Origin of the sequence: Streptomyces sp. NBC_00236 (assembly GCF_036195045.1) — a bacterium.
Lineage (GTDB): Bacteria > Actinomycetota > Actinomycetes > Streptomycetales > Streptomycetaceae > Streptomyces.
This window is the reverse complement of the sequence record NZ_CP108100.1, coordinates 5,424,961-5,438,743: the sequence shown is the minus strand read 5'-3', so window position 1 is coordinate 5,438,743 and position 13,783 is coordinate 5,424,961. Positions and strand designations below refer to the sequence as shown.

Genomic DNA, 13,783 nt, shown 5'->3' with positions numbered 1-13,783 from the left:
GCCGCGACCGCATTTCCCGCAGGCCCGGCGAGGACCGGACGACCGGAGGCCTCAGGCGGCCAGTGCGCCGAACAGGATGCCCAGCAGCGCACCGGCGATCATGAACGGGCCGAAGGGGATGCCCGTCTTGCGCCCGGCACGCCGCATCACCACCAGCCCCAGCCCGTACACCGCACCGAACAGGAACCCGGCGAACCCGCCCGCGAAGACGACGGCCCAGCCGTACCAGCCGAGGGCCACGCCGAGGGACAGGGCGAGTTTGACGTCGCCGAAGCCCATCCCGTTCGGGTTGATGAGGAAGAGCAGGAAGTAGAAGGCGCCGAGGACGGCTCCGCCGAGCAGCGCGGACAGCCACGCACCGCCGTGCTCGGGCAGCAGAGCGGCCAGGCCGAGGAGTACGGCGGCTGCCACCGCGGCCGGCAGGGTCAGCTGGTCGGGCAGCCGGTGGACCCGGCGGTCGATGGTCGCGAGGAGTACGCCCACGGGGGTGAGCAGCAGCCAGACGGCGAGCTCGGGCCGTGCGCCGGTGGCCGCCGCGAGGACGGCGCAGGCGAGGGCGGTGACGACGGGCGCGACGATGTGCGGGGCGTAGCGCGGGCCGCTCCGGCGCGGTGCGGTGGGTGGCGCAGGTGTGGCGTCCGGCCCCTGGGCGTCGCCCGCGTCACCCGCCGGCTCCGGCTCGTCGCCTTCCACCGGCTCGGGCCCTCCGTGCCCCGGCCCGGCGGCCGTCCGCACGGCGACGGCGGCGCCCACCTCGGCGCAGGTCGTGCAGCGCGTGGAGCCGAACCAGCCGCGGGCGGGCCCGGTCAGGGGGTGGCCGGCGGGGCAGGCGTCACGCCACGCGTCGTCCGGCTCGACGGAGAACCGGTAGGCGGCGCGCGGCACCAGCAGTCCGGTCGCGGCTCCCCAGAGGGCGGCGACCCCTATCAGGATGGCGTACACATCATCGACCCTAGGCGGCTCGCGGGCACCGGTCATGGGCCCTGGGGCCCACTGCACACCGTTGGGGACCCAGAGCCCGTCACGTGGCGCTACCGTCATGGCCATGGCTCGATGGCGCAATGGAACAGGAACGCTGACGATCACGGACCGGGACGGGGAGGGCGAGACGGAGGTGCCGCTGCGGATCGCGGCCTCGTACCGTCACCGGAGCCGTGGGCTGCTCGGTCAGGACGGGATCGACGGGGCGTTGATGATCACTCCGTGCGGGAGCGTGCACTCCTTCCGGATGCGGTTCACGATCGATGTGGCCTATCTGGACCGGAAGTTCAACGTGGTGGCGGTGCACACGATGAAGCCCGGGCGGCTCGGCCTGCCCCGGCTGCGGGCCCGGCATGTGATCGAGTCGGAGGCCGGCGCGATGGCGAAGTGGGGGCTGCGGCCCGGCATGCAGGTGCGGATCTCCCAGCAGGCCGGCTGAGCGACGGCCCTGCGGCCGTGGCGCAGTCCGGCCGGGTCCGGACGGATGGGGTCCCGGGGCCCACGACGGTGGGCCTCTCGCGCCCCTAGGGTCAAAACCATGTCATCCATGGGGGAGTTGCGTCGTCGAGTGCGCCGATGGTCGCGGGCTTCGGTGCCGCGTACGGGTGTGCGGTTGCCGGTGGTGCGGCGGCGGGGGGACCGGGGTCAGGGTGCGTTGGAGTACCTGGGTCTGACGCTGGTGGTCGTGGCGGTCATCGGTGCCCTGGTGGGTACGGGGATCGGTGCTGATCTGACGGCGAAGATCGGTGTGCAGGTCTGCCGGATCGGTGGCGGCGGCAACTGTGGTGGTGACAGCGGGAGCCAGGCGCAGGGCGGGGACCAGAACGCTCCGGGGCAGGGGGATCCGGCCTCGGACAAGAATCCTGACGGGTCGCCGAAGTCGCCGGAGCAGATCGCGTACGACAAGGCGCTGAAGGATCTCCAGGACGCGCAGAAGGACGAGAAGTCCAACAGCGACAAGGCGATCGACGCGGCGAAGGAACTCGCGAAGATCCTGGCCGACGAGCTCGGGATCACCGACGCACTGGACTGCATCACCAAGGGCGACATGGGCGCCTGCACGGAGACGTTGATCAACGTGCTGTTGAGTCTCGTCGGCGGAGCGGTCGGGAAACTCGCCGCGAAGTACGGGGCGCCCTGGAAGTGGAAGAAGGCCTACAAGCTCATCCAGAGCTTGAAGAAGCACGGCGGCGACCTCTACGACGGGCTCAAGGGACTCATCAAGAGCCGCGGCAAGGTCAAGGACGCCCAGAAAGCCCTCGACGACGCCGCCAAGAAACTCGACGACACCAAGAAGCCCAAGAAGGACGACCCCAAACCCGACGAGAAGAAGCCGCCCACCTGCCCGGTGAGCCACAGCTTCCTGCCCGGGACTCCGGTTCTCCTCGCCGACGGCAGCAGCCGGTCCATCGAGGCGGTCCGCCCCGGTGACCTGGTGACCGCCACCGATCCGGTGACCGGCAGGACCGAGGCCCGCCGCGTCGAGCGCGCCATCACCACCTACGACGACAAGCACTTCACCCGGCTGGTCTTCCGCACCGGCGGCGGCCCCGCGGTGATCACCGCGACCGACACCCACCCGTTCTGGATCACCGGCGAGCGGCGCTGGGCCGACGCGGGCGACATCACTCCCGGAATGAGGCTCCGGTCCTCCGACGGATCCGTGCTCACCGTCGCCGGGGTGTCCCGCCACACCCAGCGCCGGACCACCCATGACCTCACCGTCAACGGCATCCACACGTACTATGTGCTGGCCGAGCGGACTCCGGTCCTCGTTCACAACACCGACTGTCCTGTCGGATCGGTGACCGGGCCCGGTGGAGAATCACTGCCCCTGCCCAAGGGAGCGACCGGCACGCCGGTGGCAACGGGTAAGGGCTGGTCCTACGACATCCCTGCCGGCACCAAGGGTCTCGATCCCCGGGTGACGCAAGTCCGAGTGATGGACCCCGTCACCACCGGTAAATACCAGTACCCCAACGGCTATGTGGTCTACATGAACAAAGCAGGGCAATCGGTCAATCCCCTGACTGGACAGACGGTGAGCAAGGCTGATCCCTACAACCACATCCCGATTCCATGATCTCGATCAATGATCTCGTCACGGCACGGTTTCGTTCGACAGGGCTCGACCCGGCCGAATCGGACCCCCTGTGGGAGGCGGACGCCCTGCAGGAGTCGCAGTTGCTCGACTCCCGGGTGTGCCAGCTGACCTCCACGGCGGCCCTTCTCTTCGAGCTGCGCACTTCCTTGCAGTTCGAAGCAGGGAACGCTGCGCTGCTTGTAGTGCGCGGCCTGCACTCGTTCGGGTGGAACTCGCCCACGGCGCGGGGACCGCTCACGGCGCTGACGGTGGTGTCCAGTGCGCCTGACCGGCTCAACGATTCCTTTCGTGCGAGGTTCGCCTTCTATCCGGACGCGCAGCTGGAGGTGGCGGGTGATCTGGCGGACTTCTACGTACTCGAGGTGGAGGGAATCGGTGACGTGCCACCCGACTACTCGGATGGGGACCTGAAACGTGTCCAAGGGGCCTTGCCCTCCTGGTCGTCCGCGTGCAGCCCGCTTCAGGCGTCACGTTCACGCTGAGGCGGAATCCCCCGTACCCGCCGGCCGGGCCCGGCGGGGCCGCTGGGTCCTGCGGGATCTGAGGTCCGCGCCGGTGCTCGCCGTCACCGGCGCACCGGACGGCTCACGGCTCGATCTCACCCTGGGCGGCGGGACCCGGCTCGTGGTCGTCGGGCCGGTGCGCATCACGCACGGCCCGGCCACCGCTCCCGCGCCCGTCGACCTGCCGGCCGGTGAGACGGACACGCTGGTGGGGGCGACGGTGCTGTCCGCCGTCGCCTTCAGGAGTGGTTCGCTTCGCGTGGTGTTCAGCACCGGCCACCATCTGAACGTCCGGGGCGCCGATCCCGGTGTACGGGTGGAGCTGTGCCGGCCGGGCGAGTTCACCTGGGTGTCGCAGCACGGGGCCGGCCGGTTGACGGAACCCGGTGAGCCCGGCCCCGGTCCCGCGTAACCGAAAGATGCCCTGGCGCCGGCGGACCGCCGGCGTCAGGGCCTCGTCGCTCCGTGCGTCAGGGCAGCTTCGCGGCCTGCGCGGCGACCAGCTCGGCAGGGAGCTGCGGGGTCTTCCCCGTGATGAACTCGGCCACGTAGAAGGTGACGACGGTCGAGCCGGTACGCACCAGCTGGAAGACCAGCGGCACCTTGTCCCCCTCGATGCTCCCCGTCACCTGGTAGGCGATGCTCTCCTGGCCCTGCGGAGGCAGCGGAAGCTGCTTGACCTCGGTGTACGTGGAGGGGCCGTCCTCGCTCGACGTACGGAATCCGCCCGCGCATGCCTGTACGGCGTCCCGGACTCCGCGCATCAGCTGCTGCGCCGCGTCCTTGGGGTGTGAGGTGAGGATCTCGGTGACGACGGTCTGGTCGTCCTTGCCCTCTTCCGACTTGTCCATGACCGTCCGGAAGACGGTGGCGGCCGGGGTCGGCTGGGGCGCGCCGTTGATCACGGCGACGAGCGGTTCGCAGTCCTTGTTCTCGGACCGCTCCGTGCCGCTCTCCTCGCCACCCTGCATCGGCGTGACCTCGTAGCGGGCCACCTCACCGGTGGTCAGTGCGACCTTGGCCAGCCCGGCCTTGTCGAGGACCTCACCGCTGCTGGTGGGGGTCGCGGTGGGAGCCGGGGCGGCGGAGTCGCTCGCGGCAGGGTCGCTCGCGTTCGAGGAGGCCGTTCCGCTCGGCTTCGCGCTCGCGCCCACGGCCTTCCCGCCGTCCTGCTCGGACTTCTCGCCCTCCGGCCCGCAGGCGACGGCCGCCAGGCAGAGCACTGCTGTCGTGGCCGCCATGGCTGCCGTACGTGCCTTCATCACTGACCGCTCCTCACCGGCGAACCACTACCGCCGACGTAGTTCCCGCACGGACTCCGCACGCTAACAACCGGAGGGGTCCGGACGCTTGGGCCCACGGGCCCAACCCGCTCGGTCAGGGCGGGCCGGAGCCGAGCAGCGTCCAGGCCCCGTACGCGGCCGAGGCCGCGGCGAGCACCGCGAGAACCGTCACCGTGCGGGCGGTGGAACGCAGCCGCGCCAGCGCGACGGCGGGCGGCAGCAGAAGCGGGAAGGCGGGCATCATCAGCCGGGGCCGGGACCCGAAGTACCCGGAGCCGATCAGCGAGATGACGACGACGGCGATGCCGTAGACGAGCACGGGAAGCGGCTGGCGCTGCCGCACGCACAGGGACACCAGCCAGCCGAGCGCCACCAGCGCCGCGCACAGCCCGAGCATGCCGGGCAGCGGCAGGCCGAGGATGAAGGCGGCGAGGGCCGCGCCGCCGTCGATGCTGTTGCCCCACTGCGCCTGGACGTCGAAGTAGGCGAACGGGCTGCCTTCGCGCACCGCGACGAACACCACGTACGCGAGCCAGCCCAGCGGCGCGACGACCACGCCGAGGAGCATCCGGCCGTTGCGGCGCAGGATCCCGTCGGCGGCACCGGCCCGCCACTCCCGTACGAGGGTGACGGCGGCGGTGATCGCGAGGGCGGCGATGAGCGCGGCGGCGGAGGGGCGGGTCAGCCCGGCGAGCGCGCACAGTCCGCCGGCCACGATCCATCGCCGGGTCAGCGCGGCGTACAGCGACCAGGCGGCGAGCGCGGTGAACAGGGTCTCCGTGTACGCCATCGACTGGACGAACGCCGTCGGGTACACCCCCCACAGCGTCGCCAGGACCACCCCGGCCCGGCGCCCGTACAGCCGTGCCCCGACGGCGAAGATCCCCCAGGCGGCGAGCAGCCCGGCCATCCAGGCGACCAGCAGTCCGGCGCCCGCGAGGCCGAGCGGGGTCGCCTCCGCGATGCCGCGCTCCAGTGCGGGCAGCAGTGGGAAGAAGGCCAGGTCGGAGTGGATGCCGCCGTCCGGGAGCGTGACCGTGTACCCGTAGCCGTTCTCCGCGACCCGCTGGTACCAGACGGAGTCCCAGCGCTCGGAGAGCAGGTGCAGCGCGTCCTTCCCCGCGGCCGATGCGGCGGCCCAGAAGACGACGAGTCCGACGATCCGTACGGCGGCGTACGCGCCGAGCGCGGGTGCGGCCTCCACGAGGGCGGCAGCGGCGCGTCCACGGACCGGCGGGCGCTCCGGGCGCGGGCGGGCGGGGGTGACCTGGGGGGAAGGGCCGGGGGGCATGGGGCCGATTATCTCCGCCGTCCGGTCCCCGGCCGGGCACGGCCCCTCCTACCCCACATCAGCCCATGTGGCACAGCCGGTCAGGATCCGGGCAACCCGTCCTCCGCGAGGCCCCGCACGTCCGCGTCGACTGCGGGATCGGTGGCGATCCGCTGCAACGCCGCACGGCTTTCCGGTACGGCCACGGTCCAGCGGAGCATCCACACCGCCTGCTCCGCCGCGCAGTGGCGGTCGACGCAGCACAGCGCCAGGTCCATCGCCCACGGCACGAGCCGGTCCTCCTCGTCGACCTGCGCGATCCACCGGAAGGCGGCATCGGCGAACTGCTCGCGCACATACGGAAGCCAGAAGGCGATGAAGGGCTCCACCTCACCCGGCACGCCGGGGATCGCCAGCACCTCGGCCTCCGCGCGCGCTGCCGCCATGCGCTCACGGGTGACCAGCCGGGTCTCCGGCATCAGGCGCCGCAGCACGTCGGGGACCCCGATGCGCCGGATGCCCGTATCGGCGTCCCAGTCGGGCGCGTCCCAGACCGCCCGCACCTCGCGTGGGACGGGTCCGGCCGGCAGGCACGCCTCCAGGACCGTACGCACCTGGGCGATGCTCTCCGCGTCCTCGTCGACGTACCGGTCGGAGGAGGGAAGCGTCCACCCTTCCCAGAGCCAAGGGGTCGGCACGCTCAGGAACACCTCGGGCAGCAGCACCTCGCCACCCTCCGGCGCCGCCCCAGCCCCTCCCCGGTCGCGGCGCAGGTTCCAGAGCCGCTCCCGCACCCGGTCCCGCTCGTCATCGCCGAGCGATGCGCTGCGCACCGTCCGCCGCAACTCAGCCTCGTCCTCCGGCACGGTCAGGTCCTCTCCGTCCGCTCGTTCCGATTCTCTGCACGGGTGCGTACCCGTGCAGAGCACACACCGTTCCGCTCGCGCACGCCATCATCCGGCCCGCGTGTCCGTCCGCCGCCTCACTGCACGCCCAGGAAGCCCATGGCCGCCCGGGGATCGCTCATACGCCCTCCGCTCACGGCCTGCCGCCTTTCCGATTCACTGAGACGACTCCAGGCATCATTCATCTTCTGGAGCTGGGCCGGCGAAACGTCCTGGCCACCGATCCGGGCGCCGACACCCTGCTCGGCCATCCGACCGGCCGGGGTACCGCTCGGTGCCGTACCACTCTTGTCCTTCTCGAAGCCGTCGAAGATCTTCTCCCATCCCTTGTCGGTCGCGATCTCATAGCGGGCCTGCCGCCCGTCGCCGGCCTTCTGCCAGTCACCGAGCCGCTTGATCTGCTCATGGACGCTGGCCTTGCGCGCGGCGTTGCCGGTGTTCTTCACTTCCACGGTGTGCACCTTGCCGTCCAGCCCCTTGTAGACGGCATCCGCCTCCGGCACTCCGCTCATGTCCGCAGTGGTCCCGTCGCCGAGGTCGACCGAGGCGCGGGCCCCCTTGCGATCGCCGATCCCCGCATAGACCTTCGTGCCGGGAGCCGCCTCGTGTTCGGCGATGCGCTGAGCGGCGCGCACCTCGGCCATGGCCTCCGCGAGAGCATGCCGGTTCGTGGCGCGGACGACCGGGCCCCCGAGAGCGCCCCTGCTCTGGCTGTCGATGTTCTTCGTACGCAAGGCCGTACCCAAGTCCTCCAGGGAGTCGGCGAGTTCCTTCTTGCCGATCTCGCCGCGTGACAGGTCCGGGTCGTCCTTGGCCAGCTTCAGCAGTCGGTCGAGACCCTTCTCGTCCAGCTGGAAGCGCTCACTCCTCTCCGTGATCTGCTTGTTCTTGTGATCCTGGATGATCTTGCGTACGACATCGGCACGGGCATCCAACGCCTTCTGCTGCGCCTCCCTGGACGCCTTGACGTCGTCGTCATCCGGGCCGCAGGTAGGTGAACCCACGCGGAGGGCCAGGACCGGGGAACGGCTGCCGTGGTACACAGCAGGGGCTGCCGTGCCGGTGCCGGTGCCGACATGGCTGAAGGTCGCGAAGGGCACCCGGGCCCGGGGCATCGCAATGTTCTTGCAGGCCTTCTTCTGACCCTTCCGGGCCTTCTCCGCGGCCTCGTCAGCGGCCTTCTGCGCCTCGTCGGCATGCTTGGCCGCCGCGTCGAGGTCGCCCTTCTCGGCAGCCTTCCGCGCGTTCTCCGCCGCCTCGGCGGCACGCCCCGCCGGAGTGTCCGGGAAGTGCGGCTTCTTGATCTTGCCGAGCTTGGTGAACTTCTTGAAGGTTTTCGGAGAGAGGATTCCCACCAGCCCGAGGATCGTGTTCCCGCCGGCTGCGCCGTAGTTGCCCTTCTTCCAGTTCTCCTTGTCCACGAACATGTCGATGGCGAGGTCCTTGGTGAAGCTCAGCCCCTTCTTCGTACCCTCCCAGGCGGCACCGAGCTTGTCCCCCTTCTTCCACTTCTCGGAGACGCTGCCGCCCTTCTCCTTCCACCAGTCGGTGGTGTAACCCTTCAGACCGTTCCAGCTGTCCGTCACCACCTTCTTCGGGTTGGTGATCACCGCGAACGTGTCGTTGACCAGCCCGGTGAACGGAGCGACGAAGAAGCCCCGCGTGTGATCCCACCAATTGCGGTCGTGCCGCTCCTCGGGAATCAACGGCTCGTCGGGGTCGTCCTTGAAGTCGTCGTTGTCGACCTCGCGCTCCAGCGGACCCGGCGCGACCGGGCGGGTGGTGTCGTTCCCGCTGACGACCACCACATCGCTCGCGTCACCGGATTCACCACCTGTACCGCCGGCGCTTCCCCCTGTACCGCCGGTGCCTCCCCTGGTGCCGCCGGCGCCTCCCCCGGTGCCTCCGCCCGTATCACCGGTCTCCGAGGGGGCGTTCGCATCCGCATCCGTACCGCCTCCGCCGCCGCAGTCGCCGCCCCCGCCGATGCGGCAGACCTGCGCGCCGATCTTCTGCGTCAGGTCCTGGCCGATCCCCGTCGCCACGAGCCCTCCGATGACCGCCGCGACCACCAGCACCAGACCCAGGTACTCCATCGCCGTCTGCCCGCGGTCCCGTCGCCAGAGAATCATCCGCTCGACACGGAAGGCCCTCGACTGCTCACGCTGCCCGGTCGGCAACGCGAGCCAGTCACGTGCCTCCGTACTGCGCAGCAGCACCAGCGTCGCAACCGGAATGGCCGTCTGGGTGAGTCCGCGGTAGTCCATGTGCAGGAGGGAGACGAACGAGAGCCACAGCAGCCAGCACTGAACTGCCGTCAGCCCACGGGCCACCCACACACCGCCCCGCGCCGCGCGACGCGCCAGCACCACAGCGACCACACTCGGCAGCGAGTCGTACACCAGCACGCCGAGGAGCTCACCGTTGACGTAGGACACCATCGACAGCACGGTCAGCACATAGAGCAGGGACAGTCCGAACTGGATCCACTGCATCCCCTGTATCCACAGCAAGGACCGCGGCGCCGGGGCGCGCCCGGTCTCCCACTGCCCGAAGGCTCCACCACCGCCGACGCCACTGACGCCACCGGCGGTAACCGGCCTCGATCCCCTTTGCACCGCACGCTCGACGGACTCCGCCCAGCCCCCACCCGCACCATTCATACTCGTACACTAATGCGAATCCCTCGGTCGCAGCTTGGGCCCACGGGCCCAACAGCAAGCCCGAGGGGCCCTGTTGACACCACCCCTGCGCGGCGGGGACTCAAGCCCCTCGCCCTCACCATCACCCTTGGGCCCAACTTTGGGGCTATAGGCCCAGGTCAGCCTGGTCGCGCAGTCGTACGCTCGGAATGCGCCCGTTGTTCGGAACATGCCAGGACCGGGCCGGGTGAGTGGACGTCTGAGAGGGAGAACCGTGAACGGTGGCAGCGGCTGGGAGAACGGAAGCGCGGGGCGCCGGCCCCCGGGGTACGGACCCGGCCGTACGGAAAGAGCGGGTGGCGGGCCGCTGTTGGCGCTCGCCCGGTGCTGGGCCGTCGGAGCCGTCGTCCACGTCATCGCCGGATACGCGATCTCCCGGGGGCTCGTCGACCTGCTGGCCACCGACGAACGGCTGGACGTGTTCACGTGGCGGCTGGCGCTCCAGCACGTGCCCGCCGTGCTCACCACCGTGCTGACCGTGCTGGCCGCCGCCCGGGTCCTGCCCGCGGAGCACCGCACCTCACGCCCCCGGTACCTGTCGGCCGTCCTCGCCGTGCCGCTGGCCGCGCTCGGCTACGGGTACGCGGTGCTGTGGCAGCTCTCCGACATGGAGGCGGTCCTGCTGCCCGTCGTCACCCTGGCGACCGGAGCGGCGGTGGCCCTGGCCGTGGACCGGCTGATGGACGACAGCGAGACGGGGGCGCCGCAGGCCGCCCCGTACTACTGGCGTGACGGCGGAGCGACCGCCACGGGCTACGTCGGGGGAATCCTCGTGGCCACCGGCATGGTCGCGGCGCTCGCCACGGCGGGGGTCGTCGGCTAGAACGGCGGCGGGGGCGAGGGCCGGGGCCGGGGCCGGCAGCAGCAGCAGCCCCGGCCCTCGCCGCATGCCCGCCACGCCGCCGCCGCATGCCCGCTGCCGCGCCTACCGGTGGGGCACGTCACTTCCGTACACCACCCAGGGCGACTGCTCGAAGGAGTTCACCCCGCTCAACTGTGGCTGTACGGACGCCACTTCCGGCCGCACCGCAAGCGTGTCCGGCCAGTGGTCGAAGTACACCGTGCCCTTCACGATGAAGCCCCTCCAGTCGGTGGCCGCCGACGCGCCCTCCCGGTCGACCACGAAGCCGACGCACAGCAGCGACGCCCTCCCGATCGCCTCCCGCACCGCGCGGACGACCGTTTCCCGCTCGTCCCGTATCAGGCCCCCGAGAGCGAACTGCAACACCACCGTGCCGTCGTCCGTCCGCCGGACCCGGGCGGGCACCTCGGAGCCACCGGGCAGCCAGAGCAGGAAGTCGACCTGGTCGAGGCGTTGCAGGCCGGCCAGGAGGACGAGTTGATCCCTCGTCACCCAGGACTGGGTGACGGGCGCCCGGGCCCCCGACCCGAGCAGCGTGATGCGCCGGGTGACCGGGTGATCGGGCCGTACGCCCGCCGCTTCCAGGTCGCCGAGCAGCGACTCGGCGTCGGGTCGACTCCAGCCCAGGTGGTACGAGTAGAAGAATCCGTCACTCATCGACACGTCACCTCATGAAGAGAATCCGGGCACCCCGGATTCACCGGCGCATGCCGGATGAGAGGTGGCCGCCCTGCTGGTCAGGTAGAGCGTGGAGATCCCTGCGCACGCGAGCGCACCCGCCGCACCGCCGGTCGGGCGGCGTCGCGAGGGGCTCACGCCTGGTCACCACGAGCGTAATGAGCACCACCGCCCGGTGCGTGGGTCCACGGGCCCACGGCGGACCCCAATGCCGGCCGCCTGATCCGGACGACGGCCTCAGAGCCCGTCCGGTCGCCCGGGCTCATCGGGTGCGCCGCGCCGTGCCCGGTCCAGCTCGACGTTGAACTGGGCGCCGGTCAGCAGCGCCAGGTTGGTGAACCACACCCAGATCAGGAACACCACGAGCCCGGCGAGCGACCCGTACAGCCGGCTGTAGGACCCGATGTACGTCGCGTACAGCGCGAATCCCGCCGAGGCCACCAGCCACAGCAGCGCCGCCAGCACCCCGCCCGGCAGCGCCTGCCGCGTACCGCGCGCGGACGCCGGTCCGGTCCGGAAGAGGACCATGATCAGGCAGGCGACGAGGCAGAGCAGTACGGGCCACTTCAGCACCGCCCACACCGCGTCCCCCAGGTGCGCGAGCCCCATCCGGTGCCCGAGCCAGCGGGCCAGCGGCCCGGACAGCACGAGGGCGAACGCGCTCGTCATCAGGAGCACCAGCAGCCCGATCGCGGAGACCACGATGATGTGGGCCTTCCGCAGGGCGGGCCGGGTGTCGGGCACCCCGTGCATCGCGTGCAGCGCCCGCCGGAACACGGCCAGATAACTGGACGCGGACCAGACCGCGCTGACGGTCCCGGTCGCGACCAGCAGCCAGACCGCGGTGCGCTGCTGGGTGGCCGCCTCCAGCGGCTGACGCAGTGCGGCGCCGGACTCCGCCGGGGCGAAGGCGGTGATGTCGGCGATCAGCGCTTTCGTGGCCCCCGGATCAGTCAGCCCGATGACGGACACCGTCACCAGCAGTGCGGGGAGCAGCGCGAGGATGGCGTAGTACGTGAGGGCCGCCGCCCAGTCGGAGAGGTCGTCGTTCCACAGGGAGACGGGTGTCCGCCGGAGCGCGACGGGCCAGTGCCGTGGCGTTCCGGGCGTCCGGCCGGACGCCCGGTCGGGCGCGCCGGTGAGGGCGCCGTTGAACTTGGTGAACACGGATGGGCTCCGGGGACGTAGGAGGGTCGGCACCGTCGGGTGCCTCACGGGGAACGACAGCGGGAAGGCCCGTCGGGGCCGTGGGGACGCCGTGTGCTGCCCTTCCTCTTCTGCTCCCGTTCGCGCCCGGTACACCCGGTTCCTCCGGATGGCGGACGCGAGCGGCGCCCGGGAACGGATACTGGGCCCCCATATCCACCGGCCGCGCGACGCGCCTTCACCGACTCGTCCGTGGGTTCACCGTACGGCTCGGCCTCGACCACCACCGGCAGCGGGCGGTCGAGGCCGCGTGGACCCGTTCCGCACCCGTGGTCCCGTTCCGCGCGGGCGTGGACGTTCGCGCGGACGGACGGGCCGACCGTCGCGCAGGTACGGGCCGCCGCAGATCCCGGCTGGCGCAGATACGGGCCGGCGCAGATCCCGGCCGGCGCAGATCCCGGCCGGCGCAGATCCCGGCCGGCGCAGATCCCGGCCGGCGCAGGTACGGGCCGGCGCAGGTACCGGCCGGCTCAGATCCCGGCCGGCGTTGTCACACCCGCGTCGTACGCTCCCGTCATGAGCGTCTCCCTCTACTACCACGCGCAGCGCGCGACGCCGCTGACCGAGGCCGAGTCCGCATCCGTCGAGCGCATCGTCGCCGCGCACATGGCGGCCTTCCCGTACGAGGAGGAGGAAAGCCTGTACCTGTACGAAACGCCCGGCGATCCGGAGGAGATCGTCGCCGGGTCCACCAAGATGCCGTTCGATCCCGGTCGTCTGCTGCCCGTGATCGCCCATGTGCTGGATTCCGTGACGGAGTTGCGCCGGGCCCTTCCGGGTGCGGAGTGGCGCGTGCACATGGACGACCTCGACGTCCCGTGGGACGAGGCCGAGGGGTACGTCCTGCCGGGGATGCGGGACGCGGACCTGATCGCGGAACTCGCGTCGGTCCACAACGATGACGCGACGACGGCATGAGCGACGCGCGCACGGGAACCGTCGGTGATGCCGCCCCGCCCACACCCGGGCAGCGACAGCTCATCGAGTTCGGGGAGGCGCTGTACCGCCGCATATCGCCGGACGCCGCTCCTCTCGGCCACGTACTGCTGCCCGAGGACGACGCGGTGGCGGTCGTGCACCGGGTACGCGGCGGCGGAACCGTCATCGTGGCGGCCGACCGGTCGGTGCTCTTCTCCGGATCGGCGCACGACATCGGTGTCGCCCTGGCCGAATTCCGGGTGGGCGCGCGCACGCCCGTGGAGCGGTTCGGTTAGCGGGAGGGCAACCCCGGCCGAGCCGGGCCGACCCGGACCGGACCGAGTGCCGCCACGGCACCCGGCCCGACGCCG

The 13,783-nt window shown here is 71.2% G+C and carries 14 protein-coding genes; 7 read left to right on the top strand and 7 right to left on the bottom strand.

The genetic code is table 11. The annotated features are described in order from the left end of the window. Positions 1-51: 51 nt before the first annotated feature. On the bottom strand, positions 52-942 hold the full coding sequence (locus tag OG446_RS24670; protein ID WP_328896081.1) for a prepilin peptidase: 891 nt from the start codon (positions 940-942) through the stop codon (positions 52-54). Positions 943-1,045: 103 nt separating this feature from the next. On the opposite strand from OG446_RS24670, the gene OG446_RS24665 reads away from it, so the two are divergent. The 4 genes from OG446_RS24665 to OG446_RS24650 all read left to right on the top strand — a co-directional run bounded on the left by OG446_RS24665 (position 1,046) and on the right by OG446_RS24650 (position 4,000). Beyond that, positions 1,046-1,420, top strand: a complete 375-nt coding sequence (locus OG446_RS24665) for a DUF192 domain-containing protein (RefSeq protein ID WP_328896080.1) — start codon at positions 1,046-1,048, stop codon at positions 1,418-1,420. Positions 1,421-1,519: 99 nt separating this feature from the next. Continuing rightward, entirely contained in the window at positions 1,520-3,064 is a 1,545-nt protein-coding gene (locus OG446_RS24660; protein ID WP_328896079.1) for a polymorphic toxin-type HINT domain-containing protein, read from the top strand. Beyond that, on the top strand, positions 3,061-3,567 hold the full coding sequence (locus OG446_RS24655; protein WP_328896078.1) for a hypothetical protein: 507 nt from the start codon (positions 3,061-3,063) through the stop codon (positions 3,565-3,567). The genes OG446_RS24660 and OG446_RS24655 overlap by 4 nt, the downstream gene beginning before the upstream one ends. Positions 3,568-3,640: 73 nt before the next feature. Beyond that, positions 3,641-4,000 carry a DUF6188 family protein gene (locus OG446_RS24650; protein WP_328896077.1) on the top strand — a complete coding sequence of 120 codons (360 nt, stop codon included), beginning with the start codon at positions 3,641-3,643 and terminating at the stop codon, positions 3,998-4,000. Positions 4,001-4,058: 58 nt separating this feature from the next. Here the strand turns inward: OG446_RS24650 and OG446_RS24645 are convergent, their stop codons facing one another. The 4 genes from OG446_RS24645 to OG446_RS24630 form a co-directional block, all read right to left on the bottom strand. Further along, positions 4,059-4,850, bottom strand: a complete 792-nt coding sequence (locus OG446_RS24645) for a hypothetical protein (protein WP_328896076.1) — start codon at positions 4,848-4,850, stop codon at positions 4,059-4,061. Between the two features lie 115 nt (positions 4,851-4,965). After that, positions 4,966-6,162 carry a hypothetical protein gene (locus OG446_RS24640; RefSeq protein ID WP_328896075.1) on the bottom strand — a complete coding sequence of 399 codons (1,197 nt, stop codon included), beginning with the start codon at positions 6,160-6,162 and terminating at the stop codon, positions 4,966-4,968. Between the two features lie 80 nt (positions 6,163-6,242). Beyond that, entirely contained in the window at positions 6,243-7,007 is a 765-nt protein-coding gene (locus OG446_RS24635) for a hypothetical protein (protein ID WP_328896074.1), read from the bottom strand. Positions 7,008-7,123: 116 nt separating this feature from the next. Next, the gene (locus OG446_RS24630) at positions 7,124-9,541 is read right to left on the bottom strand and encodes a hypothetical protein (RefSeq protein WP_328896073.1); all 2,418 of its coding nucleotides are present in this window, start codon (positions 9,539-9,541) and stop codon (positions 7,124-7,126) included. A 421-nt stretch (positions 9,542-9,962) separates the two neighbouring features. Here OG446_RS24630 and OG446_RS24625 point away from each other — a divergent pair, with 421 nt between their 5' ends. Then, positions 9,963-10,571: a hypothetical protein gene (locus OG446_RS24625; RefSeq protein WP_328896072.1), complete on the top strand. Its 609-nt coding sequence runs from the start codon at positions 9,963-9,965 to the stop codon at positions 10,569-10,571. 102 nt (positions 10,572-10,673) lie between these two features. Here the strand turns inward: OG446_RS24625 and OG446_RS24620 are convergent, their stop codons facing one another. After that, positions 10,674-11,267, bottom strand: coding sequence for a hypothetical protein (locus OG446_RS24620; protein WP_328896071.1), 594 nt, complete (start codon positions 11,265-11,267; stop codon positions 10,674-10,676). A gap of 258 nt (positions 11,268-11,525) precedes the next feature. Next, positions 11,526-12,455, bottom strand: a complete 930-nt coding sequence (locus tag OG446_RS24615; protein ID WP_328896070.1) for a YihY/virulence factor BrkB family protein — start codon at positions 12,453-12,455, stop codon at positions 11,526-11,528. Between the two features lie 555 nt (positions 12,456-13,010). On the opposite strand from OG446_RS24615, the gene OG446_RS24610 reads away from it, so the two are divergent. After that, positions 13,011-13,412 (top strand): hypothetical protein, encoded by a 402-nt coding sequence (locus tag OG446_RS24610; RefSeq protein ID WP_328896069.1) that lies wholly within the window; start codon positions 13,011-13,013, stop codon positions 13,410-13,412. Continuing rightward, positions 13,409-13,708, top strand: a complete 300-nt coding sequence (locus tag OG446_RS24605; protein ID WP_328896068.1) for a hypothetical protein — start codon at positions 13,409-13,411, stop codon at positions 13,706-13,708. The genes OG446_RS24610 and OG446_RS24605 overlap by 4 nt, the downstream gene beginning before the upstream one ends. The last annotated feature ends 75 nt before the right edge of the window (positions 13,709-13,783 follow it).

Excerpts from the sequence above, each read along its gene's own strand:
- OG446_RS24665 (WP_328896080.1), top strand. The coding sequence starts at position 1,046 with ATGGCTCGATGGCGCAATGGAACAGGAACGCTGACGATCACGGACCGG.
- OG446_RS24660 (WP_328896079.1), top strand. The coding sequence starts at position 1,520 with ATGTCATCCATGGGGGAGTTGCGTCGTCGAGTGCGCCGATGGTCGCGG.
- OG446_RS24655 (WP_328896078.1), top strand. The coding sequence starts at position 3,061 with ATGATCTCGATCAATGATCTCGTCACGGCACGGTTTCGTTCGACAGGG.
- OG446_RS24645 (WP_328896076.1), bottom strand. The coding sequence starts at position 4,850 with ATGAAGGCACGTACGGCAGCCATGGCGGCCACGACAGCAGTGCTCTGC.
- OG446_RS24640 (WP_328896075.1), bottom strand. The coding sequence starts at position 6,162 with ATGCCCCCCGGCCCTTCCCCCCAGGTCACCCCCGCCCGCCCGCGCCCG.
- OG446_RS24630 (WP_328896073.1), bottom strand. The coding sequence starts at position 9,541 with ATGCAGTGGATCCAGTTCGGACTGTCCCTGCTCTATGTGCTGACCGTG.
- OG446_RS24620 (WP_328896071.1), bottom strand. The coding sequence starts at position 11,267 with ATGAGTGACGGATTCTTCTACTCGTACCACCTGGGCTGGAGTCGACCC.
- OG446_RS24610 (WP_328896069.1), top strand. The coding sequence starts at position 13,011 with ATGAGCGTCTCCCTCTACTACCACGCGCAGCGCGCGACGCCGCTGACC.
- OG446_RS24605 (WP_328896068.1), top strand. The coding sequence starts at position 13,409 with ATGAGCGACGCGCGCACGGGAACCGTCGGTGATGCCGCCCCGCCCACA.